The 20,665-nt window shown below is 74.9% G+C and carries 26 protein-coding genes and 1 tRNA gene; 15 read left to right on the plus strand and 12 right to left on the minus strand.

The genetic code is table 11. The features are described 5' to 3' along the window. Window positions 1–16: 16 nt before the first annotated feature. The 3 genes from gnd to FHL79_RS12635 all read right to left on the minus strand — a co-directional run bounded on the left by gnd (window position 17) and on the right by FHL79_RS12635 (window position 2,509). Complete coding sequence (gene gnd / locus FHL79_RS12625) at window positions 17–1,453, minus strand: NADP-dependent phosphogluconate dehydrogenase (protein ID WP_138758946.1); 1,437 nt, start codon at window positions 1,451–1,453, stop codon at window positions 17–19. A gap of 102 nt (window positions 1,454–1,555) precedes the next feature. Further along, the gene (bcp, locus tag FHL79_RS12630; RefSeq protein ID WP_138758947.1) at window positions 1,556–2,056 is read right to left on the minus strand and encodes a thioredoxin-dependent thiol peroxidase; all 501 of its coding nucleotides are present in this window, start codon (window positions 2,054–2,056) and stop codon (window positions 1,556–1,558) included. 48 nt (window positions 2,057–2,104) lie between these two features. After that, window positions 2,105–2,509, minus strand: a complete 405-nt coding sequence (locus FHL79_RS12635) for a YjbQ family protein (protein WP_138758948.1) — start codon at window positions 2,507–2,509, stop codon at window positions 2,105–2,107. Window positions 2,510–2,547: 38 nt separating this feature from the next. On the opposite strand from FHL79_RS12635, the gene rph reads away from it, so the two are divergent. From rph to FHL79_RS12655, 4 genes are read left to right on the plus strand one after another with little or no spacing between them, the layout of a single operon-like run. Further along, window positions 2,548–3,270 carry a ribonuclease PH gene (gene rph / locus FHL79_RS12640; protein ID WP_138758949.1) on the plus strand — a complete coding sequence of 241 codons (723 nt, stop codon included), beginning with the start codon at window positions 2,548–2,550 and terminating at the stop codon, window positions 3,268–3,270. Next, on the plus strand, window positions 3,267–3,875 hold the full coding sequence (gene rdgB / locus FHL79_RS12645) for an RdgB/HAM1 family non-canonical purine NTP pyrophosphatase (RefSeq protein WP_138758950.1): 609 nt from the start codon (window positions 3,267–3,269) through the stop codon (window positions 3,873–3,875). Before rph ends, rdgB begins: the two co-directional genes overlap by 4 nt. Further along, entirely contained in the window at window positions 3,875–4,138 is a 264-nt protein-coding gene (locus FHL79_RS12650; protein WP_014739457.1) for a hypothetical protein, read from the plus strand. The genes rdgB and FHL79_RS12650 overlap by 1 nt, the downstream gene beginning before the upstream one ends. Window positions 4,139–4,181: 43 nt before the next feature. Beyond that, window positions 4,182–5,102 carry a DUF6910 family protein gene (locus FHL79_RS12655; protein ID WP_138758951.1) on the plus strand — a complete coding sequence of 307 codons (921 nt, stop codon included), beginning with the start codon at window positions 4,182–4,184 and terminating at the stop codon, window positions 5,100–5,102. Between the two features lie 2 nt (window positions 5,103–5,104). Here FHL79_RS12655 and FHL79_RS12660 read toward each other — a convergent pair whose 3' ends face one another. Both FHL79_RS12660 and FHL79_RS12665 read right to left on the minus strand, forming a co-directional pair. Next, the gene (locus FHL79_RS12660) at window positions 5,105–5,716 is read right to left on the minus strand and encodes a class I SAM-dependent methyltransferase (RefSeq protein WP_138758952.1); all 612 of its coding nucleotides are present in this window, start codon (window positions 5,714–5,716) and stop codon (window positions 5,105–5,107) included. Window positions 5,717–5,763: 47 nt separating this feature from the next. Continuing rightward, window positions 5,764–5,844 (minus strand) — tRNA-Leu (locus FHL79_RS12665). Between the two features lie 62 nt (window positions 5,845–5,906). Here FHL79_RS12665 and FHL79_RS12670 point away from each other — a divergent pair. From FHL79_RS12670 to FHL79_RS12695, 6 genes are all read left to right on the plus strand, one after another. Next, window positions 5,907–6,419, plus strand: a complete 513-nt coding sequence (locus FHL79_RS12670; RefSeq protein WP_138758953.1) for a hypothetical protein — start codon at window positions 5,907–5,909, stop codon at window positions 6,417–6,419. A 91-nt stretch (window positions 6,420–6,510) separates the two neighbouring features. Continuing rightward, window positions 6,511–6,744, plus strand: coding sequence for a DUF3618 domain-containing protein (locus FHL79_RS12675; RefSeq protein ID WP_138758954.1), 234 nt, complete (start codon window positions 6,511–6,513; stop codon window positions 6,742–6,744). A gap of 32 nt (window positions 6,745–6,776) precedes the next feature. Continuing rightward, window positions 6,777–7,274, plus strand: coding sequence for a DUF427 domain-containing protein (locus tag FHL79_RS12680; protein WP_138758955.1), 498 nt, complete (start codon window positions 6,777–6,779; stop codon window positions 7,272–7,274). Between the two features lie 30 nt (window positions 7,275–7,304). Further along, on the plus strand, window positions 7,305–7,598 hold the full coding sequence (locus FHL79_RS12685; protein WP_138758956.1) for a metal-sensitive transcriptional regulator: 294 nt from the start codon (window positions 7,305–7,307) through the stop codon (window positions 7,596–7,598). A 24-nt stretch (window positions 7,599–7,622) separates the two neighbouring features. Then, window positions 7,623–7,829 carry a heavy-metal-associated domain-containing protein gene (locus FHL79_RS12690; RefSeq protein WP_218938447.1) on the plus strand — a complete coding sequence of 69 codons (207 nt, stop codon included), beginning with the start codon at window positions 7,623–7,625 and terminating at the stop codon, window positions 7,827–7,829. Beyond that, a complete protein-coding gene (locus FHL79_RS12695) occupies window positions 7,826–10,060 on the plus strand; it encodes a heavy metal translocating P-type ATPase (RefSeq protein ID WP_281283872.1) in 2,235 nt (744 codons plus the stop codon). The genes FHL79_RS12690 and FHL79_RS12695 overlap by 4 nt, the downstream gene beginning before the upstream one ends. Window positions 10,061–10,063: 3 nt before the next feature. Here the strand turns inward: FHL79_RS12695 and FHL79_RS12700 are convergent, their stop codons facing one another. Beyond that, on the minus strand, window positions 10,064–10,684 hold the full coding sequence (locus tag FHL79_RS12700; protein WP_138758957.1) for a TetR-like C-terminal domain-containing protein: 621 nt from the start codon (window positions 10,682–10,684) through the stop codon (window positions 10,064–10,066). A gap of 124 nt (window positions 10,685–10,808) precedes the next feature. On the opposite strand from FHL79_RS12700, the gene FHL79_RS12705 reads away from it, so the two are divergent. Beyond that, window positions 10,809–11,888 carry an EAL domain-containing protein gene (locus FHL79_RS12705; RefSeq protein ID WP_138758958.1) on the plus strand — a complete coding sequence of 360 codons (1,080 nt, stop codon included), beginning with the start codon at window positions 10,809–10,811 and terminating at the stop codon, window positions 11,886–11,888. Window positions 11,889–11,910: 22 nt separating this feature from the next. Here the strand turns inward: FHL79_RS12705 and FHL79_RS12710 are convergent, their stop codons facing one another. Then, entirely contained in the window at window positions 11,911–12,657 is a 747-nt protein-coding gene (locus FHL79_RS12710) for a phosphotransferase enzyme family protein (RefSeq protein ID WP_218938448.1), read from the minus strand. Next, complete coding sequence (locus tag FHL79_RS12715; RefSeq protein ID WP_138758959.1) at window positions 12,654–13,253, minus strand: histidine phosphatase family protein; 600 nt, start codon at window positions 13,251–13,253, stop codon at window positions 12,654–12,656. Before FHL79_RS12715 ends, FHL79_RS12710 begins: the two co-directional genes overlap by 4 nt. 240 nt (window positions 13,254–13,493) lie before the next feature. On the opposite strand from FHL79_RS12715, the gene FHL79_RS12720 reads away from it, so the two are divergent. Together FHL79_RS12720 and FHL79_RS12725 are read left to right on the plus strand one after the other, a co-directional pair. Beyond that, window positions 13,494–14,348 (plus strand): aldo/keto reductase, encoded by an 855-nt coding sequence (locus FHL79_RS12720; RefSeq protein WP_138758960.1) that lies wholly within the window; start codon window positions 13,494–13,496, stop codon window positions 14,346–14,348. 83 nt (window positions 14,349–14,431) lie between these two features. After that, window positions 14,432–15,586 carry an acyl-CoA dehydrogenase family protein gene (locus FHL79_RS12725; RefSeq protein ID WP_138758961.1) on the plus strand — a complete coding sequence of 385 codons (1,155 nt, stop codon included), beginning with the start codon at window positions 14,432–14,434 and terminating at the stop codon, window positions 15,584–15,586. Between the two features lie 76 nt (window positions 15,587–15,662). On the opposite strand, the gene FHL79_RS12730 is transcribed toward FHL79_RS12725, so the two are convergent. Genes FHL79_RS12730 through FHL79_RS12740 form a run of 3 tightly spaced genes read right to left on the minus strand, consistent with a single transcriptional unit; the run spans window position 15,663 to window position 18,722 of the window. Next, window positions 15,663–16,742, minus strand: a complete 1,080-nt coding sequence (locus FHL79_RS12730) for an NAD-dependent epimerase/dehydratase family protein (protein WP_138758962.1) — start codon at window positions 16,740–16,742, stop codon at window positions 15,663–15,665. A 30-nt stretch (window positions 16,743–16,772) separates the two neighbouring features. Next, complete coding sequence (locus FHL79_RS12735; RefSeq protein WP_138758963.1) at window positions 16,773–17,858, minus strand: winged helix DNA-binding domain-containing protein; 1,086 nt, start codon at window positions 17,856–17,858, stop codon at window positions 16,773–16,775. A 30-nt stretch (window positions 17,859–17,888) separates the two neighbouring features. Then, entirely contained in the window at window positions 17,889–18,722 is an 834-nt protein-coding gene (locus FHL79_RS12740) for an alpha/beta fold hydrolase (protein WP_138758964.1), read from the minus strand. 94 nt (window positions 18,723–18,816) lie between these two features. Between FHL79_RS12740 and idi the strand changes: the two genes are divergently transcribed. Further along, a complete protein-coding gene (idi, locus tag FHL79_RS12745; RefSeq protein WP_246080714.1) occupies window positions 18,817–19,413 on the plus strand; it encodes an isopentenyl-diphosphate Delta-isomerase in 597 nt (198 codons plus the stop codon). Here the strand turns inward: idi and FHL79_RS12750 are convergent. Then, window positions 19,410–20,360 (minus strand): ATP-binding protein, encoded by a 951-nt coding sequence (locus FHL79_RS12750; RefSeq protein WP_138758965.1) that lies wholly within the window; start codon window positions 20,358–20,360, stop codon window positions 19,410–19,412. The two genes, idi and FHL79_RS12750, sit on opposite strands and share 4 nt — an antisense overlap. Here FHL79_RS12750 and FHL79_RS26165 point away from each other — a divergent pair. After that, window positions 20,298–20,665 (plus strand): methylenetetrahydrofolate reductase C-terminal domain-containing protein (locus FHL79_RS26165; RefSeq protein WP_281283873.1); only part of this gene is annotated, 368 nt, incomplete at its 3' end. The two genes, FHL79_RS12750 and FHL79_RS26165, sit on opposite strands and share 63 nt — an antisense overlap.

Raw genomic sequence — 20,665 nt, forward strand, 5'->3', positions numbered from 1 at the left:
GCCGCCGGCCGCCCCCTCAGGCCGTGATCTCGCGGCCGTCCTCGCCCCACATCGTGTGGAACGCGCCCTCCTTGTCGGTGCGCAGGTAGGTGTGCGCGCCGAAGAGGTCGCGCAGCCCCTGGATGAGCGCGGCGGGCAGCCGCTCGGCCCGCAGCCCGTCGTAGTAGGCCAGCGCACTGGCGAAGCCGGGCACCGGGACGCCGTGCCGGGCTGCGCCGGCGACCACCTGGCGCCAGCCCTCCTGGCCCTCGCTCACCGCACCGCGGAAGTAGTCGTTGGTCAGCAGCGTGGTGACGTCGGGCTCGTCGGTGAAGACCTGGGCGATCCGGTCCAGGAACTTGGCCCGGATGATGCAGCCGCCGCGCCAGATCTTCGCCAGCGCGGCCCGGTCGATGTCCCAGCCGTACTGGTCGGCGCCCTGGGTGATCTGGTCGAACCCCTGCGCGTAGGCCACGACCTTCGAGGCGTAGAGCGCCTGGCGCACCGACTCGATGAACGCGTCGCGGTCGGACACCTGCTCGTCCCACTCGCGGCCCGGACCCGGCAGCACAGCCTGGGCGGCCCGGCGCTGCTCGCGGTGGCCGGACAGCGCCCGGGCGAAGACGGCCTCGGCGATGCCGCTGACCGGCACCCCCAGGTCGAGCGCGGACTGCACGGTCCAACGGCCGGTGCCCTTCTGCTCGGCCTCGTCCACCACCACGTCCACGAAGGGCTTGCCGGTCTCGGCGTCGGTGTGCCGGAGCACCTGGGCGGTGATCTCTATCAGGTAGCTGTCCAGGTCGCCTTCGTTCCAGCTCGCGAAGACGTCACCGATCTCGGCGGGGGTGAGCTGCAGCCCCTGCCGCAGCAGGTCGTAGGCCTCGGCGATGAGCTGCATGTCGGCGTACTCGATGCCGTTGTGCACCATCTTCACGAAGTGCCCCGCGCCGCTGGCTCCGACGTGGGTGCAGCAGGGCTCGCCGTCGACGAAGGCAGAGATCGACTCGAGCAGCGGGCCGACCAGCGCGTAGGCCTCCTTCGACCCGCCCGGCATGATGCTCGGCCCGTTGAGCGCGCCCTCCTCGCCACCGCTGATCCCGGTGCCGACGAAGTGCAGGCCCTGCGCGGTGAGCGCCTCGGTCCGCCGGATGGTGTCGGTGTAGCGGGCGTTGCCGCCGTCCATCAGCACGTCGCCCTCCGCGAGGAGGGGAGCGATCTCGTCGATGACGGCGTCGGTGGCCGCGCCGGCCTGCACCATGATGATGATCTTGCGCGGCCGCTGCAGCGCGGTGACGAACTCCTCCACCGTGCCGGTCGGCACGAAGTCGCCGTCGCTGCCGTGCTGGTCGACCAGGGCGTCGGTGCGCCCCCTGCTGCGGTTGTGCAGCACCACCTGGTGGCCGTGCCGGGCCAGGTTGCGGGAGAGGTTGGCGCCCATGACAGCGAGCCCGGTGACGCCGATCTGATCACTCATGCCCCGACCCTGCCCGATCAGGCCAGCCACTGCCAGGCCTCCGGCCCTTCTGCAGGGGCCCGCCGCGAGCTTGCGAGTGGTGGGGGGCAGGAGGGTCCTTCCTCAGGCGAGGCCGAGGTCCCGGCGGAGCTTGGCGACGTGCCCGGTGGCCTTGACGTTGTAGGCGGCCTTCTCCACGTGACCCTCGCCGTCGATGACGAAGGTCGAGCGGATCACCCCGACGACCTCCTTGCCGTACAGCTTCTTCGGGCCGTAGGCGCCGTAGGCGGTGAGCACCTGCTTGTCCTCGTCGGAGACCAGGGTGATGGACAGCTGCTCCTGCTCCCGGAAGCGGTGCAGCTTCTCCGGGGCGTCGGGGGAGATGCCGATGATCTCCAGCCCGGCCTCGGCGAGGTCGCCGGCCGCGGCGGTGAAGTCGACCGCCTGGGTGGTGCAGCCCGGGGTCAGCGCCGCCGGGTAGCAGTAGACGATGACCCGCCGGCCCAGGTGGTCGGCGAGGGACACCGGCGTGCCGTCGGCGTCGGGCAGGGTGAACGCCGGCGCGGGGTCGCCGGGGGCGAGGCGGACGGGCGCGGTGTTGATGCCGCTGTCGGTCTCGGTCATGGCCCGCATCGTCCTACACCCGGGGAACGGTTCCCCACCCGGGCGGTGTCACCCGCGCAGGAAGGTGAACCGCACGTGCCGTGACGGGTTGTCGATGTTGGTGTCGACGAAGCAGATCCGCTGCCAGGTGCCCAAGGTGAGCCGCCCCTCCAGCACCGGCACGCTGGCGTGCGGCGGGACGAACGCCGGCAGCACGTGGTCGCGCCCGTGGCCGGCCGCCCCGTGCCGATGCCGCCACCGGTCGTCGCGGGGGAGCAGCACGTCGAGCTGGGCGAGCAGGTCGTCGTCGCTGCCCGCGCCGGTCTCGATGACCGCGATGCCGGCGGTCGCGTGCGGCACGAACACCTGGAACAGGCCGTCGCCCTCCCCGCGGACGAACTCCGCGCACTCGTCGGTCAGGTCGACGATCGAGGGCACTCCTCCGGTGCGGACCGCACGCAGCTCCGAACGCATGGGGAGAGCCTCGCAGAGCCGCACTACCCTCGGTCCACGTGACCCGCCCCGACGGCCGCGCGGCCGACCAGCTCCGCCCGGTGACCATCACCCGCAACTGGCTCGACCACGCCGAGGGCTCGGTGCTCGTCGAGTTCGGCCGCACCCGGGTGCTGGTCGCGGCCAGCGTCACCGAGGGCGTGCCGCGCTGGCGCCGCGGCTCGGGGCTGGGCTGGGTCACCGCCGAGTACTCGATGCTCCCGCGGGCCACCCACACCCGCAGCGACCGCGAGTCGGTCAAGGGCAAGATCGGCGGCCGCACCCACGAGATCAGCCGGCTCATCGGCCGCTCGCTGCGCGCCTCGATCGACCTGGCCGCGCTGGGGGAGAACAGCATCGCCCTGGACTGCGACGTGCTGCAGGCTGACGGCGGTACCCGGACCGCCGCCATCACCGGCGCCTACGTCGCCCTGGCCGACGCGGTCAGCTGGCTCGAGGGCCGCGGGAAGCTCGCCAAGCCCGCCGCGATCGCCCAGTCGGTCGCCGCGGTCAGCGTGGGGGTCGTCGACGGTGAGCCCCGGCTGGACCTCGCCTACGAGGAGGACGTGAAGGCCGGCACCGACATGAACGTCGTCTGCACCGGTGCCGGGGACTTCGTCGAGGTGCAGGGGACGGCGGAGGGTGCCGTCTTCGACCGGGCGACCCTCGACCAGCTCCTCGACCTCGCCGTCACCGGCTGCGCCGAGCTGACCCGGGCTCAGCAGCAAGCGCTGTCGGCATGACCCGGCTGCTGCTGGCCACCCGCAACGCCGGCAAGCTCGCCGAGCTCCAGCGGCTGCTGGCCAGCGCCGTCCCGGGCGTCGAGGTGATCGGCCTGCGCGACGTGGCCGAGTACCCCGAGGCGCCCGAGACCGGCGCGACCTTCGAGGAGAACGCGCTGCTCAAGGCGCGCGAGGCGGTGCGGTACACCGGCCTGCCGGCGGTCGCCGACGACTCCGGCCTGGCCGTCGACGCGCTGAACGGCATGCCCGGGATCTTCTCGGCGCGCTGGTCGGGCCGGCACGGGGACGACGGCGCGAACACCGCGCTGCTGCTCGGCCAGCTCGGCGACGTCCCGGACGAGCGCCGGGGTGGCGCGTTCGTCTGCGCCGCGGCCCTGGTGACGCCCGAGGGGGCCGAGCACGTGCTGCGGGCGGAGTGGCGCGGCGCCGTGCTGCGGGAGGCGCGGGGCACCCACGGCTTCGGCTACGACCCGGTGTTCCTGCCCGCCGGCTCGGCGCGCACCGCGGCGGAGCTGGAGCCCGCCGAGAAGGACGCGGTCAGCCACCGGGGACAGGCGTTCACCGCGCTGCTGCCGGTGGTCGCCGAGGTGCTGGACCGCAGCTGATGGCCGACCTGGAGGCGTTGCGCCGGTTCGGCCTCGTCCTGGAGATGGCCGAGGCGGCCGGGGACGGCGACTGGCGCGCGTGGACGACCGTGTTCGCCGGCCTGGACCAGGACACCCGCGCCGACGTCGTCCGGCACGCGTCCCTGGTGATCGCCATGCTGTGCGAGCGCGAGGCGGAGCGGCGGGGGATCACCCGGGACCAGTTCATGGCGCAGTTCCGCGCCGAGGCGATGCAGGGCTGGGCGGACGACGACCTGGACTGAGCTGGGCGCGCGACCGGCCGCCGGGCCCGGCACAGTGGACCGGGTGCAGGTCTTCGTGGACGACGTCCGGGCGCTGTGGTTCGACGACGGCTCGCCGGTGACCGCGGCGTCGGCCCTCGCACCGCTGGGCGCGGGCTGGCTCATCGCGCAGGACGACGCGACCTCGGCCGCCTGGCAGCACGCCGGCCGGGTCGACCCGCTGCGGCTGCTGCCCGCCGTCGAGGGGCACGACCGGTTCACCGAGGCGGCCGGGACCAAGCCCCTGAAGCCGGACCTCGAGGTCGCGTGCCCGGCGGAGGTGGACGGGCTCCCGGCCGTCCTGCTGCTGGGCTCCGGCTCCACCGGGCGGCGCATGCGCGGGGTGCTCGTCCGCCTCGTCGACGGCCGGCCGGTGGTCTCCGCTGCCGACCTGGACCCGCTCTACGCCCGGGTCGCCGCGCGGCTGGGCGTCCCTCTCGACCAGCTGAACCTGGAGGGGGCCGGCCGGTCCGGGGCGACGCTGCGCTGGTTCCAGCGCGGCAACCTGGCCGCCGGGCTGCCCTCGGCCAGCATCGACGTGGCCGTCGCGGACCTGGTCGAGGTCGTTCTCGGCCGGGCCGACCCGGACGCGGTGGCCGTGGCGGCCCCGCGGACGTACGACCTCGGGGAGGTCGGTGGCGTCGGCCTGGCCGTCACCGACGCCGTCGCGCTGCCCGACGGGCGGCTGCTGCTCAGCGCCGCTGCCGAGGACACCCCCAACGCCGTCGACGACGGTCCGGTGGTCGGCACCGCGCTGGTGCTGGTCGACGGCGACGCGGTCGTGGCCGTCGCCGCGATCCCGGAGGTGCACGGCCGGGTGCAGAAGGTCGAGGGCCTGGCGCTGCGCGGTGCCCGCGACGGCGCGGTGCACCTGCTGGGGGTCGTGGACGCCGACGACCCCGAGGCGCCGTCGGTCCAGCTGGACCTGCGGGTCGACCTCGGCTGAGCTCAGGCGGTCGCCCGGCCCGCGGACAGGAAGCCGGTGGACCGCGGTGCGCCCGGCAGGTACCAGCTGGTCAGCTCGGTCACCGTCAGCGGGGAGACGGCGAGCAGCCCGGCGACGTCGACGTCCAGCTCGCACCCGGACAGCGCGCGGCTGAGCGGGTTGGCTCGCCGCTGCCACCGGACGACCTGCGGGTCCGGGGCCAGCCCGTGCTCGACGAAGTGCAGGCGGCCGCCGGGGCGGAGGACGCGGGCCACCTCGGCCAGCGCCCGACGGCGGTCGGGGACGCTGCACAGCACCCAGGTGCACAGTGCCGCGTCGAACCGGTGGTCGGGGAAGGGCAACGCCTGGGCGTCGTCGCCGGCGACCTCGACGCGGACCGGCGAGGCGTCCCGGCGGGGAGCGGAGAGCCGCACCGCGGTGGCCGACGGCTCGACCGCCCACACGCCGGTGACCGCCGGCGGCAGGTGGGGGAGGTTGAGCCCCGAGCCGAACCCGATCTCCAGCACGTCCCCGGACAGCCCGGCGCAGACGCGTTCCCGCACGTCGGACGTGGCCGTGTCGGCGAGGAGCCGGTCGTGCAGCCGCGGCCGGAGGTGCCGGCTGTAGACGCCCATGCGGACGCAGGGTCCTCCGGGACGCCCGGGGCGGGCAAGACCTCGCGTGCGGGAGAGGGGAGTCGAACCCCTACGCCCGAAGGCACCAGATCCTAAGTCTGGCGTGGCTGCCGTTACACCACTCCCGCGTGGCCGGGAGTCTAGGAGGCGGGCGCGGGAAACCGGTTGACCGTCCGCGCAGCCTCGAGGTGTGCGCCTGACCGTCCGGCGGCTGGCCGACCGCCGTCCCGTCGAGACGTCGGTCGAGCGGGACGACGGCGTGGTGTTCGAGATGCGCGGGGCCGGCGGCGGCGCCGACCTGCCGCACGACCTGGTCCACGCGCTCGTCGAGACCGAGCTGCGGGTGACCGACGGCATCTGGGGCTGCGTCGCCGACGGCGTGGTCTGGAACAGCATGCGGCACGTGTCCGGCCGTCAGCCGCCGCACGCGGGGGAGCGGTCCGCCGCGCTCAAGCGGGAACGGGCGGCACGGGTCCAGCACGCGGAGGGGCTGGCGGACGTCGTCGCCCGGCTGGCCCGCGGCGCCGAGGTGCTCCCCGCGGAGATCGGGGCCACGGGTCACCGGCCCGATCAGCTCACCGCCGCGGCCGCGGCGCTGCGGGAGGCGCAGCGAGCGTGGGCCGCGTTGCGACCGGGGGAGGTCCAGGTGGTCGAGTGGCCGGCGGCCGGCTGCGGACGGCGGTCCCCGCGGCGGGGCGGCTGAGCACGCCGAGGAGGCGCCCCGGTGCACCCCATCGGGTGCTCGTGGACCGCTGACCGGGCCGCTCGGCACACGATCTGGCAGGCTGTCGCGCGTGCCGCGCAGCCCTGAGCAGATCCAGAACGAGATCGACGCCGCCCGCGAGTCGCTGGCGGCCACCTTGGACGAGCTGGCGTTCCGAACCAGCCCCAAGCGCCTGAGCGACCAGGCCAAGGAGAAGGCGCAGGCGTTCCTGCAGAGCCCGCCCGGCATGGCGATCATGGGCGCGGTCGGCCTGACCGTCACCTTCGTCGTCACCCGGAAGATCGTCCGGCGCGTCCGCCGCTGACCCGAGCGCTCTCGGTGGCGCACGATCGGGGAGTGCGCCACCCACAGCCCGACCCGACCGGCCCCGGTCAGGAGTCCGTCTGGGACTACCCGCGCCCGCCGTCGGCCGAGGTGACCCGGCGGCGGATCGAGGTCGTCCTCGGCGGCCGCGTCGTCGCCACCACCGACCGCGCCGTCCGCGTCTGCGAGACCAGCCACCCCCCGGTGTTCTACGTGCCCCGGGACGACGTCGCCCCCGGCGTCCTCGAGCGCGCCGCGGGCTCGTCGTGGTGCGAGTTCAAGGGGACCGCGACCTACTGGGACGCCGTCGTCGACGGCGTCCGGCACTCCTCGGTCGCCTGGTCCTACGAGCAGCCCACCGCCGGTTACGAGCAGCTGCGCGGCGCGCTGGCGTTCTACCCCAGCCGGGTCGACGGGGCGAGCGTCGACGGGGAGCCCGTGCGCGCCCAGGCCGGCGACTTCTACGGCGGCTGGATCACCGCCGAGGTGGTCGGCCCGTTCAAGGGGGAGCCCGGCACCCGCGGCTGGTGATAGGTACCCCTGGGGGGTACCCTTGCAGGCATGACCGGCTACGCCGACAACAAGGAGCAGGTCCTCGCCCGCCTCAAGCGCGTCGAGGGCCAGGTCCGGGGCATCGCGCGGATGGTGGAGGAGGACACCTACTGCATCGACGTCCTCACCCAGGTCTCCGCGGCGACCAAGGCCCTGCAGGCGGTCGCCCTCGGCCTGCTCGACGACCACCTCGGGCACTGCGTCCGGGACGCGGTGACCAGCAGCGCCGACGACGACGGCGCGGCCGCCGAGGCGAAGATCGCCGAGGCCTCGGCCGCCATCGCCCGGCTCGTCCGGTCCTGAACCCCACCGAAGAGGAGCACCCCCGTGTCCACCCTGGACTTCACCGTCAGCGGCATGACCTGCCAGCACTGCGTCGCCTCCGTGACCGAGGAGGTCACCGAGCTCCCCGGCGTCAGCGGGGTCGACGTCGACCTGGCCACCGGACGCCTCCAGGTGGTGGGCGACGTGACCGCCGAGCAGGTGCAGGCGGCCGTCGCCGAGGCCGGCAGCTACACCGCCCAGCCCGCGTGACTGCCGGCCCCGAGGCGGCCCCGTCCGAGAGCTCCACGCCGCTGGACGAGGTCCGCCTGGACATCACCGGCATGACCTGCGCCAGCTGCGCGAACCGGATCGAGCGCAAGCTCAACAAGCTCGACGGCGTCCAGGCCAGCGTCAACTACGCCACCGAGGCGGCCACCGTCCGGTTCGACCCGGCGCGGGTCGGCACCGACCGGCTGCTGGAGACCGTCGCGGCCGCGGGCTACGCCGCCGCCCTCCCGGCGCCGCCGACGGTCGAGGACGAGCCCGTCGCCGCGGACCCGGAGGCGGCGCTGCGGCAGCGGCTGGCAGTCAGCGCGGCGCTGGCGCTGCCGGTGCTGCTGCTGTCGATGGTGCCCGCGCTGCAGTTCGACGACTGGCAGTGGCTGGCGCTGACGCTGGCCAGCCCGGTCGCGGTGTGGGGCGCCTGGCCCTTCCACCGCGCCGCCGTGCTGAACGCCCGGCACGGCGCCAGCACGATGGACACCCTTGTCTCGATCGGGATCACCGCCGCCTACCTGTGGTCGCTGTGGGCACTGTTCCTCGGCGACGCCGGGATGACCGGCATGACGATGACCTTCCAGCTGCTGCCCGAGCGGGGCACGGGGAGCGACGAGCTGTACCTCGAGGTCGCCTCCGCCGTCACCGTCTTCCTGCTCGCCGGCCGGTACGCCGAGGCGCGGGCCAAGCGCCGCTCCGGTGCCGCGCTGACCGCGCTGCTGGAGCTGGGTGCCCGGGACGCCGCCGTGCTGCGCGACGGAACCGAACACCGGGTGCCGATCGGTCAGCTCGTCGTGGGCGACCGGTTCGTCGTCCGGCCGGGGGAGAAGGTGGCCACCGACGGTGTCGTGGTCACCGGCACGTCCGCCGTCGACCTGTCGATGCTGACCGGCGAGAGCGTCCCGGTGGAGGTCTCCGTCGGCGACCGGGTCACCGGTGCCACCGTCAACGTCGGCGGCCGGCTCGTGGTCGAGGCGACCCGGGTCGGCGACGCCACCACGCTGGCCCAGCTGGGGCGCCTGGTCACCGCCGCGCAGAGCGGCAAGGCGCCGGTCCAGCGGCTGGCCGACCGGGTCTCCGCGGTCTTCGTCCCGGTCGTCCTGCTCGTCGCGCTCGGCACCCTGCTCGGCTGGCTGCTGACCACCGGCGACGCCACGGCGGCGTTCACCGCGGCCGTCGCCGTCCTGGTCATCGCCTGCCCGTGCGCGCTGGGCCTGGCCACCCCCACGGCGCTGCTGGTCGGCACCGGCCGCGGCGCCCAGCTCGGCGTGCTGATCAAGGGCCCGGAGGTGCTGGAGAGCACCCGTCGGGTCGACACCGTGCTGCTGGACAAGACCGGCACGGTCACCACCGGGCAGATGAGCCTGGTGGACGCCGCCGGCTCCCCGGACACGCTGCGGCTGGCCGCCGCCGTCGAGGCCGGCTCCGAGCACCCGATCGCCCGCGCGATCGTCGCCGCGGCCGGAGGCCCGCTCCCGCCGGTCGAGGCGTTCGTCAGCCGGCCGGGGCTGGGCGTCAGCGGCACCGTCGAGGGGCGTCCGGTGGTCGTCGGCGGCCGGGAGGCGCTCCCCGCCGGGCTGGCCGCCGTGGTCGACGCCGCCGAGGCCGCGGGCCGCACCGCCGTGCGGGTGGCCTGGGACGGCGAGGTGCGCGGCGTGCTCGTCGTCGCCGACACCGTGAAGCCCAGCAGCGCCGCGGCGATCGGCCGGCTGCGCGCGCTCGGGCTGTCCCCGGTGCTGGTCACCGGGGACAACGCCGGCGCCGCCGCAGCGGTGGCCCGGGCCGTCGGGCTGGACGCCGGCGAGGTGGTGGCCGGGGTGCTGCCGGCCGGCAAGGTGGACGTGGTCCGCCGGCTGCAGGCCGAGGGCCGGGTCGTCGCCATGGTGGGGGACGGCGTGAACGACGCGCCGGCGCTGGCCCAGGCCGACCTCGGGCTGGCGATGGGCTCGGGCACCGACGTGGCGATCGAGGCCAGCGACCTGACCCTGGTGCGGTCCGACCTGGACGCCGCGGTCGACGCGGTCCGGCTGTCCCGGCGGACGCTCGCGGTGATCCGCGGCAACCTGTTCTGGGCGTTCGCCTACAACGTCGCCCTGGTGCCGCTGGCCGCGCTCGGCTTCCTCAACCCGGTGCTGGCCGGGCTGGCGATGGCGGCGTCCTCGGTGCTGGTGGTCGCCAACAGCCTGCGGCTGCGCGGCTTCCGGTCGGCGGTCGAGGCGGTCTGAGCCTCAGGCGGCGTTGCGCGCGGTGATCAGCGGCATGACGACGTCGGCGAGCAGCTCGTCGGCGAAGGCCTCCGGCACCGGCTCGCCGCTGAACAGCCAGCGCTGCAGGATCGGTGCGCTGGCTGTCGAGGAGACCGCCGTCCCGGCGATCGGCTGGTGGACCTCGCCGCGGGCCTCGGCCCGCTCCCAGACCTCGCGGAACGTCGTGCTCCAGACGCCCATCGGGCCGCTGTGGAACGCCTCGCGCAGCCCCGGCTCGTGCGGCAGGGCCGACAGCAGGGACAGGGTGGCCGCCCCGAGCGGGCCGTTGACCGCGCCGACCAGCGAGTGCAGCAGCACCCGCAGGTCCCCCTCAAGCGACCCGGTGTCCGGGGTGTCGATCGACATCGAGCTCAGCTCGGCGACGGCATCGGTGACCAGGTCGGACTTGGTGCGCCAGCGGCGGTAGATCGTCGCCTTGCCCACGCCGGCCGCGGCGGCCACCGCGTCCATGGTCAGGCCCGCGTAGCCGGACTCGGCCAGCACCTGCAGGATCGCCGCCCGGATGGCGCCGTCCCGGGACGGGTCACGAGGGCGGCCTCCGCGACCCGGTCGTCCACCGTCGGAGGCGTTCTGGTTGGGCACAGCTGAACAGTAGACGTGTTGATCTTCATGTCTCATCTCAGGTCCCGACCAGTGAGCGCAACGCTGCACGGTCCCGCCCGCGCGCCTGCCGGGCGGCGGCTCGGCGGTCGGTCATCCTGCTGCGGTGACCGGTCCTGTCGACGTCGTGCGTCCCTCGTGGGAGACCCCCCAGCGTGCCCGCCGGCTGCTGCTTGCCAGCACGCTCAGCCACGTGCTGCCCAGCATCTCCCGGGTCGCCGGGGCGATGGGCCTGCGGATCGGCACCGCACCGGGGCTGCTCGACATCGTCGACGACGAGGGCGGCCGGCGGATCGACCGGCTGCTGCAGCGGCTGGCGCGTGAGCTCACCACCGCGGAGACCGAGGCCGTGCGGGTGACCACCGACCCGCCCGCCGACGGCGTCGCCCTCGCCACCCGGCTGCTCACCGCGCCGACCCTGGCGGTGGAGCTCGCCCGCCGCGGCGTCACCGTGGAGATGTCGCTGCTCACCGACGCGGTGCTGTGGCCGGTGTACCAGCCGATCATGTCGCTGGCCAGCGGCGGGATGGTCGGGCACGAGGCGCTGCTCCGCGGCCGGGTCGACGGCCGCGAGGTCGGCGGCGGAGACCTGTTCTTCCTGGCCGAGCGGGCCGGCTGGCTGCGCCGGCTGGACCGGCTGGCCCGGGAGGCCGCGATCACCGGCGCCGCCGGCTGGCTGGGCGGCGCGGACCTGTACGTGAACTCCAACCCCGCCGCCGTCCACCGGCCGTCGGTCTGCCTGGCCAGCACCGAGGCGGTGGTGCACGACAGCGGCATCGACCCCCGGCAGCTGGTGTTCGAGGTCGTCGCCTCGCACGCGGTCACCGACCGGGAGCACCTGCTGTCGGTGCTGGAGCACCACCGCTCGCTGGGCTGGCGGATCGCGCTGGACGACGTGCACGTCGGCTGGTCGAGCCTCGCGCTGGTCTCCGTCGTCCGGCCCGACGTGCTGAAGCTGAGCAAGACCCTGGTCGCCCGGCTGCACGAGCCGGGCCCCAACGCGATCGCCCGGGCGCTCATCGAGCTGACCCACGTGCAGGGCGGCCTGGTCGTCGCCGAGGGGATCGAGAGCGAGCGGACGGCGGAGCAGGCGCGGGCCGTGGGCGCCGACCTCGGGCAGGGCTGGCTGTTCGGCCGGCCGGTGCGGCCCGAGCCGGAGTCCGAGCCGGAGCTCGTCCTCGCCTGACCCTGGACCCAGCGGGCCGGACTCAGCAGCCCAGCGCCGCGGCCCAGTCGTCGCGGTGCTCGGCCAGGTGGTCGGCGGTCCGCTGCCAGTAGCTGCCGTCCTCGGTCCAGATGCGGGCCCACGGCTGCTCGCCCGAGGCGGCACCGTCGCGGAGCAGCTCGACCATGGCGGCGACCCGGCGGTGCAGCAACGGGACGAGGCCGGCGCGTCCGGCGCCGTCCAGGCCGTAGCCCTCGGCCATCGCACGCAGCCCGGGCAACGAGGCCGACACCGGCCGGCCGGCATGCAGCGGGACGGCCGTCTGCACGGCGTAAGAGAGGTCCCAGAGCCGCGACCCGGGGCCGGCGAAGTCCCAGTCGATCAGCGCCCAACCTGCTGGGCTGCGCACCAGGTTCCACGGCGCCGGGTCGTTGTGGACGACGAGGTCCTCCCGATCGGGGGCGATGGCGCGCTGCCAGACGGCTCCTGCGGGTGGCGGGAACGACGCTGTCGCCTCGTGCAGCTGACGCAGGAAACCGCCGAGCTCCCGGAGATCCGCGTCGGTCCAGTCCGGGTCGGGGGACCCCGCCACACCGGGCAGGTACTCCAGCACCTGGCGCCCCTGACCGTCGCGACCGAGCGGCCGGGGCGCGCCGCGGAACCCGACGCCGTGCAGGTGCGCCAGCAGGGCGTCCACGGAGTCGGTCCACGGGCCGGAGGGGCGGCGGACCGTGTCGCCGACGCGGACGACGCCGCTGCTCGCGTGGGTGGGCAGCGGCTCCTCGGTCACGGGCAGCCGGTGTTCCAGCCGGTCAGCGCGGGCCAGTCGTGCTCGGAGCCGAGGACGCCGTAGCGCCCGGTGGCCAGCGGGAACAGGGCGCCCTTCTCCGGCCCGAGGCCCAGGTAGCGGGCGGTGAGGATGCGCAGCACGTGCCCGTGCGCGACCAGGGCGACGTCGCCGTCGGCCAGCAGCGGGCGGGCCCGCCCCAGCACCCGGTCGACCCGCTCGGCGACCTGGTCCAGGCTCTCGCCGGGGGTGTCGCCGGGCTCGGTGCCGTCCTCCCACAGCGACCACGGGTGTCCGAGCTCGGCGCGGATCTCGGGGGTCGTCCGGCCCTCCCAGCGGCCGTAGTCGACCTCGACCAGGTGCGGGTCCACCGCGGTCTCGATGCCGTCGTCGAACAGCCCGGCGAGCTCGGCGGTGCGCCGGGCCCGGGTCAGCGGGCTGACGAAGGCGTGCGTGATGTGCCGCTGGGCCAGGACCGGGCGCAACCGGCGGGCGTCGTCCTCACCTCCGGGCAGCAACGGCAGGTCGGTGAGGCCGGTGTGCTGCCCACTCGTGCTCCACTCGGTCTGCCCGTGCCGGACGACCACCAGCTCACCCACGTCGATCCTCTCCCGCGGCGACCGTCCCCGGTCCCGCCCTGTGCCTGCTCCCGACCGGCCGACGCCTCCGGACATGTCCAGCGGCGGGCCGGCCCAACCGCTCCCACCCTGCACCATCACCGGGTCGTGTCGCCGATCACATCGCGGTGGTGCGGGAAGGGTCGGCGTCCTCACCCGCTTGTGCGCAACGGGACCCCGGTGGCACCGACCCGGGGCGACGACGACACCAGGAGGACCCCCATGACCACGTCCACCACGCAGCTCACCTTCGACCTCGGCGGCGACCTCACCGTCCACCGCCTGGGTTACGGCGCCATGCAGCTCACCGGTCCCGGCGTCTGGGGTGAGCCGGCCGACCGCGCAGGTGCTCTCGCCGTCGTGAAGGCCGCCCTCGAGCAGGGCGTCGACTTCATCGACACCGCGGACTCCTACGGCCCGCAGGTCAGCGAGCAGATCATCGCCGAGGCCGCCTTCCCGTACCCCGACGGACTGGTCATCGCCACCAAGGCCGGCCTCACCCGCACCGGCCCGGGCGTGTGGCCGCCGTGCGGTCGGCCCGAGTACCTCACCCAGCAGGTCGAGCTGTCGCTGCGGAACCTCCAGGTCGACCGGATCGACCTCATCCAGCTGCACCGCATCGACCCCCAGGTGCCGCTGGCCGACCAGCTCGGCGCCTTCGCCGACCTCAAGGAGCAGGGCAAGGTCCGGCACATCGGCGTCTCCGAGGTCTCCGTCGACGAGCTGAGGGCGGCGCAGGAGATCACCCCGATCGCCAGCGTGCAGAACCTCTACAACCTGACCAACCGGCAGTCCCAGGACGTGCTCGAGTACGCCGAGGCGCAGGGCATCGCCTTCATCCCGTGGTTCCCGATCGCCACCGGTGACCTGGCCAAGCCCGACAGCCCTGTCGCGGCGGTGGCTGCGGAGCTCGACGCGACGCCGTCCCAGGTCGCGCTGGCCTGGCTGCTGCAGAAGTCGCCGGTCATCCTGCCCATCCCGGGCACCAAGTCCGTCGACCACCTGACGGAGAACCTGGGCGCCGCCCAGCTCACCCTGACGGCCGACGAGATGGCCAAGCTCGACGCCCTGGCGTGATGCCCTGAGGGCAGAAGTGGCCACTTCTGCCGTCCTGGACCCCCGGTCGCGATCGTCGCGGCCGGGGGTCCAGCATGTCCGGCATGGACGCTGATGTCTTCGCCCAGGTCAAGGACGCCGTTCGGCAGCTGGTCCGCGAGGTCGTGGTGCCCCGCGAGGAGGAGATCGACCTCTCCGATCGCATCCCCGAGGAGCTGCGCGGCGCGGCCGCCGACATGGGGCTGTTCGGCTACGCCCTGCCCGAGGAGCACGGCGGCCTCGGCGTCACGATGAGCGAGGACGTGCAGCTGGCCTTCGAGTTCGGCTACACGACGCCGGCCTTCCGCTCGCTGTTCGGCACCAACAACGGCATCGCCGGTCAGGTGATCGCCCGGTTCGGCAGCGACGAGCAGAAGAAGGCCTACCTGCCGCGGCTGGCCGCCGGGGAGCTGATCGGGTCCTTCGCGCTCACCGAGGCCGAGGCGGGCTCGGACCCGGCCGGCCTGCGCACCACCGCCCGGCGGGACGGCGACGGCTGGGTGATCTCCGGCGGCAAGCGGTACATCACCAACGCGCCGATCGCCGACCTCTTCGTCGTCTTCGCCCGCAGCGACCCCGCGGAGCGGGGCGGGCGCGGCATCTCCAGCTTCGTCGTCGATGCCACCGCCCGGGGGGTCTCGGTCGGCCCGCACGACAAGAAGATGGGCCAGTCCGGCGCCTGGACCGCCGAGGTCTTCTTCGACGACGTCCGGGTGCCTGCCGACGCCCTGATCGGGGAGGAGGGCCGCGGCTACGCCAAGGCGCTGACCGTGCTCTCCCGCGGCCGGCTGCACATCGCCGCGCTCTGCGTGGGGATGGCGCAGCGGGTGCTCGACGAGTCCGTCGCCTACGCCGCCACCGCCAAGCAGGGCGGCGCCCCGATCGGCCGGTTCCAGCTGGTGCAGGCGATGATCGCGGAGACCCATGCCGAGCTGCTCGCGGCCCGGAGCATGGTCATCGACGTCGCCGCCCGGTACGACTCGGGCGAGGACACCTCGGTGGGCCCGTCGTCGGCCAAGCTCTTCTGCAGCGAGATGGTCGGCCGGGCCACCGACCGCGCCGTCCAGGTGCACGGCGGGCTGGGCTACCTGCGGACCACGCCGGTCGAGCGCTTCTATCGCGACGCCCGGCTGTACCGCCTCTACGAGGGCACCAGCGAGGTGCAGAAGGTGATCATCGGCGGCGCCCTGCTGCGCGCCGCCGGCATGCCCCGGGGATAGGTCATGCGAATCAGCCGGCCCCCTCGCAGGGGCCCGCCGTGAGCTTGCGAGCGGTGGGGGGCGAGGGGGTCCTTTACTAGGCCGGGGTGTGCTCGGGACCGGTGCCCGGGTGCAGCAGCGGGCCGGTGTGGCCCGCGCCGCTGCCCAGCGCCGCGACGAACTCCCGCAGCAGGTCACCGCCGCTGTGCGTGGCCCGCCAGCCGAGCAGCGAGCGCGCCCGGGTGGTGTCCAGCGGCGGCACCCCGATGCCGAGGTCCAGCCAGCCGGGCTCGATCTGCAGCACGTGGGCCAGGAACGCGGCCTGCATCCCGGTGCGCAGCACGACGGCGGGCACCGGCACCCGGCGGACCCCCAGCGCGTGCGCGATCCCGTCGGCGTCGAGGTCCGGAGGCGCGGACAGGTTGAACGGTCCCGGCGCCTGCCGGTCGAGGATGCGGGCGATCCCGTCGGCGACGTCGTCGCTGTGCACGAAGCCCAGGTGCAGGGAGCTGGGCAGCGGCAGGGGGAGCAGCTTGGCCACCGCCCCCGGCACCGCCCGGGCCGCGGGGAACAGCAGCGGCCCGAGGAAGTACCGGCCGATCTCGCTGGCGGCGTCGGGCTGCAGCACCAGGGTCGGCCGGGTCACCGAGACGGTCGTGGTGGGGTGCTCCGCGTCGAACGCGGCGACCATCTGCTCGCACTCGACCTTCTGCCGGCTGTACTGCGAGCTGGGCACGCCGGTGGCGGGCCAGTCCTCGCGGACCGGGTGCACCTGCGGCCCGGCGGCGTAGGTGCCGATCGAGGACATGTGCACCACGTGCGGCACCCCGGCCGCCCCGGCCGCGGCCAGGACCCGCCGGGTGCCCTCGATGTTCACCGCCTGCAGGACGTCGGGCCGCCGGTCGGGGATCAGCGCCCAGGCGAGGTGGACGACGGCGTCGGCCCCGGCGAGGAACTCGGCGAGCACCGGTTCGCTGTCCGGGGAGCCGAGGTCGGCGGAGAACCACCGCACCCCCGCGTAGGGCTCGGTCTCCGGCGGACGGCGCCGGGCCAGCCCGCGCACCTCACCCACCCCGGCGTCGGCGAGGGCGCGCAGCAGCGCCGTGCCCACGTTGCCGCTGGCGCCGGTGATCGCCACGGTCATGCCCGGGAGGAGTCCGCTGGTCAGCTCAGCCATGCAGGACCGCTACCCGGACACGTGCACCGCTCAACCGCTGACCTCCACCCCGGCCAGCCGGCACCCGCGGACGGCGGCCAATCGGGCGGCCTGCTCCTCCAGCGCGGTGCGCGGGACGGGGGACCACGGCTCGACCTGCACGGTCAGCTGCGCACCGCGCTTGCGCGGCCGCCAGGTGCCGGCGACCTCCCCGTCCACGAGCACCGCGCCGGGGCGGCCGAGCGTGCGCCACAGGTCCTTGGCCCGCGCCCCGTCGGACACCAGCAGCGACCGGTCGCGGGTCTGCAGGTACGGGTCGAACGGGCCGAGCAGCCGGGTGCTGCGGGTCGGGCCGGCGTGCAGCCGGTCGACGTCGGCGGCGACCACCCACCGGCGCTGGCCCTCGACGGTGACCTCGACGGCGTCCTCGGGCCAGTGCGCCGCCACGTCCGCCACCGGCGCGTCCAGGTAGCCGGCGACCTGCTGGCGGGTGGCCGGGCCGTGCAGCCGCAGGTAGCCCCGGACCACGTCGAGGTGCGCGGGCACGGTGTCGGCGGCGGTGAGGCCGGGGACGGGCTGCAGCACCGGGGGAGAGGTGTCCGGCTGCAGCTCCAGCCCGGCGCGCAGGGCGGCGAGCCGGAAGGTCTGCTCGTGCACGTGGACGGCGTTGCAGGGGCGGCAGTCGCGCAGGTACGGCCGGTCCAGTCGCTCGGTGAGCTGCCGGGACATCTCGCCCTTGATCGTCGGGGCGGTGACCACCGCCCGCATCGCGGCCGCGACCTCGTCCAGCGCGGACAGGTTCGGGATGCCGGCGGCCTTGAGCGGCCTGGCCGCGTCGAAGATCCGCTTGCCCGCGTCGGCGTCGGAGAACGGCGCCGTCGCCGCGGCCACCCCGGGGAGGTCGGCCCGGCGGTAGAGGTGCGGGGCGCCCCGGATCGTCCACACCAGCGCGAGGTCGGCGGGGTCGGCGTCCTCGACGCCCCGGACCGCCAGCGCCCACCGGCCGGCGTCGGCGCCGGTGTCCTGCACGCCCAGGTCGAGGACGGCGGTGTCGGCGAGCGTGCCCGCCGGCCGGTCCAGCTGCTGGGCGCGCACGCGGAAGCCGAGCACGTCCGCTCGGGTCAGCTCCAGGGTCACCCGGTCACCGTAGGGGCCGGCTCCCGACCATCAGGCACGGGTGCGGACGTGGGCGGTGATCAGCTCCCCGGTGCGCTCGGCGGCCAGCTCGGGGATCCAGTGGTCGACGTCGTCGAGGACCTCCAGCGCGTACGGCGCGTCGACGAACTCGGCGGTCGCCTCGGTCGCCGCCCGGCCGAGGAAGGCATCGCCCGCGCCCCACACGTGCAGCGTCGGCACCCGCACCGCGCCCACCGGGGTGCGGGCGGCCAACGGCATCGCGCGGTACCAGTTCAGTGCGGCGGTCAGCGCGCCCGGCTGCTGCATCCGGGTCGCGTACTCCTCGACGAGGTCGGCCGGCAGCCCGCCCTGCCGCAGCATCCGCCGCAGCAACGCGCCCCCACCGGCCAGCAGCACGCGCTCCGGCACGAGGGGCAGCTGGAAGAAGCCGATGTAGGCCGAGCGGAGCGCCTGGTCGCTGTGCACCATCGCCTGCCCCATCGCGGCGGGGTGCGGCACCGAGAGCGCGGTCAGCGTGCGCACCCGCCACGGGTGCCAGGCCGCCAGCGCCCAGGCCGCGATCCCGCCCCAGTCGTGCCCGACGACGTGGGCGCTCTGCAGGCCGGCGGCGTCCAGCAGGGCCAGCACGTCGTCCACCACCTCGCGCATGACGTAGGCAGACCGCCCCTCCGGCCGGGCGCCGGGGGAGTAGCCGCGCTGGTCGGGGGCGAGCGTGCGCAGCCCGGCAGAGTGCAGCACCGGGCTCAGCCGGTCGAACGCCCCGGCGTCCTGCGGGAAGCCGTGCAGCAGGACGACGGGGACGCCGTCGGCCGGGCCGGAGTCACGGACGTCGAAGACGAGGTCGCCGCGGGAGAAGCTGTCCATGGAGCCCACAGTGCCCGCTGCGTCGGACCCGCGCACCCGGCGGTCGGGGCCGTCCGCGCACGTCGTGCGCGCGTCGGGGACGATGGAGGGCGTGGTGGCATCTCCGACGGCAGAGCTGATCGTCCTCGTCGACGAGCAGGGGACGGCGATCGGCACGATGCCCAAGCCGCTGGTCCACCACGGCGAGACGCCGCTGCACCGGGCCTTCTCCGCCTACCTCTTCGACGACGAGGGCCGGCTGCTGGTCACCCGCCGGGCGCAGACGAAGGCGACGTTCCCCGGCATGTGGACCAACACGGTGTGCGGGCACCCCGGGCCGGGGGAGGTCGACGCCGAGGCGATCGCCCGGCGGGCCGACTTCGAGCTGGGCCTCGGCGTGGCCGACCTCCGGCCCGCGGTGCCCTCCTACCGCTACCGCGCGGAGTTCCGCGGCGTGGTGGAGAACGAGATCTGCCCGGTCTACCTGGGACGGTTCACCGGCACGCCCACCCCCGACCCGAGCGAGGTCGGCGAGTGGGAGGTGCTGGACTGGGCCACCTTCCGCGACCGGCAGGAGACCCAGCAGCACGACGACTGGTCCCCGTGGTGCCGCGAGCAGGCCCGCCTCATCGAGGCCGCAGGCCTGGTGAAGGACCTCGTTGCCCCCCACCACTCGCAGGCTCGCGGCGGGCCCCTGCAACGAGGCCGTTAGGCGTTGACGACCAGGCGGACGGTGCAGCCGTCGCCGGACTCGTCGGCCGGGGACGCGGTCAGGCTGTCGACCGAGCGGCGGGCCAGCCACAGCCCCATCCCGCCGACGGCCATGTCCCCGTGGGCGGGGCCGTAGCCGACCAGCGGGTCGTCGAAGCACGCGCCGTGGTCGGTGATCGCGCACAGCAGCCGCTCCGGCGTGCACCACAGCCGCACGTCGACCGGTGGGATGCCGTGCTCGGCGGCGTTCGCGGTCACCTCGTCGATGGCCAGCACGAAGTCCTGGGCGGCGTCAGGGGACAGCGCGCTCTCGGCCAGCACCCGGTTCAGCGCCCGGCGCAGCACCCGCATGTCCTCGAGGTCCACCAGGGCCAGGGTCGGCTCGGTGGCCTCCAGCGGGTCCGGCTCCCCGGCCCGCTGCACCTCGCGGAGCAGCTCCTCGGGTGCGCGGTAGTCCGGGCTGGGCACCATGCCCTCGGCGGTGAGCAGCCACGGGTGGGTCGCCCGGGCGACCGCGGCGGTGTCCGCGGTCTCACCGGCGGCCATCAGGCAGAGGTGGTCGACCGGCCGGGCGGCGAGCACGTGGTTGAGCAACGCCTCGGTCTGCAGGAACGACGACCCGGCGTCCTGCGGACCGGGGCCGGTGACCAGGTGCAGGCGGCGACCGTCACCGGGCAGGTCGCGGTCGATCAGGTCGGCGATCGCGGCGAGTGCGTCCGGCGGCCGGTGCTCCAGCGGCTCGGCCGGCACCACGTGGACGCCCCGGTCGCTGCCCAGCACGGCGGCGAGGGCAGAGGCCAGCGGGTCGGGGGAGGCGATCACCACCGGTTCCCCCGCGGCGAGCGCGCTCTGCAGGAACGGCCCCACCAGGGTGGCGACGTCCTCATGGTCGTTCATCACGTGGCCGACGTGCCGGTACACCTGCTGGTCCTGGCTCGGCTGCACCACGGACCCCCCGTTCTCGTGTCGGTTGCTTCGACACCACCACGTGTGCCCGGAGACAGTGCTCGGGACACATGTGTCACCCAGGTCACAGCTCCCCGGCGCGCCACCGGGCGTTTCGCGTCTCGAGGAGCGGGACAGCGACAGGGGGTGAGCCCGCTCCCGGACGACCCGACGGCCCCGGCCGGGTCCCGGGCGGGCTGCCCGAAGCGGATGGTGTTCGGGCCCTGCGGCGGCGTCCGGGACGACGGCCGGTGCGAGGTCGCCGAGCACGCCTGCGTCTTCCTGGCCCCACCGCTGCCCCGCTGGAC

The sequence above is a fragment of the Modestobacter altitudinis genome (assembly GCF_005930475.1).
GTDB lineage: Bacteria > Actinomycetota > Actinomycetes > Mycobacteriales > Geodermatophilaceae > Modestobacter > Modestobacter altitudinis.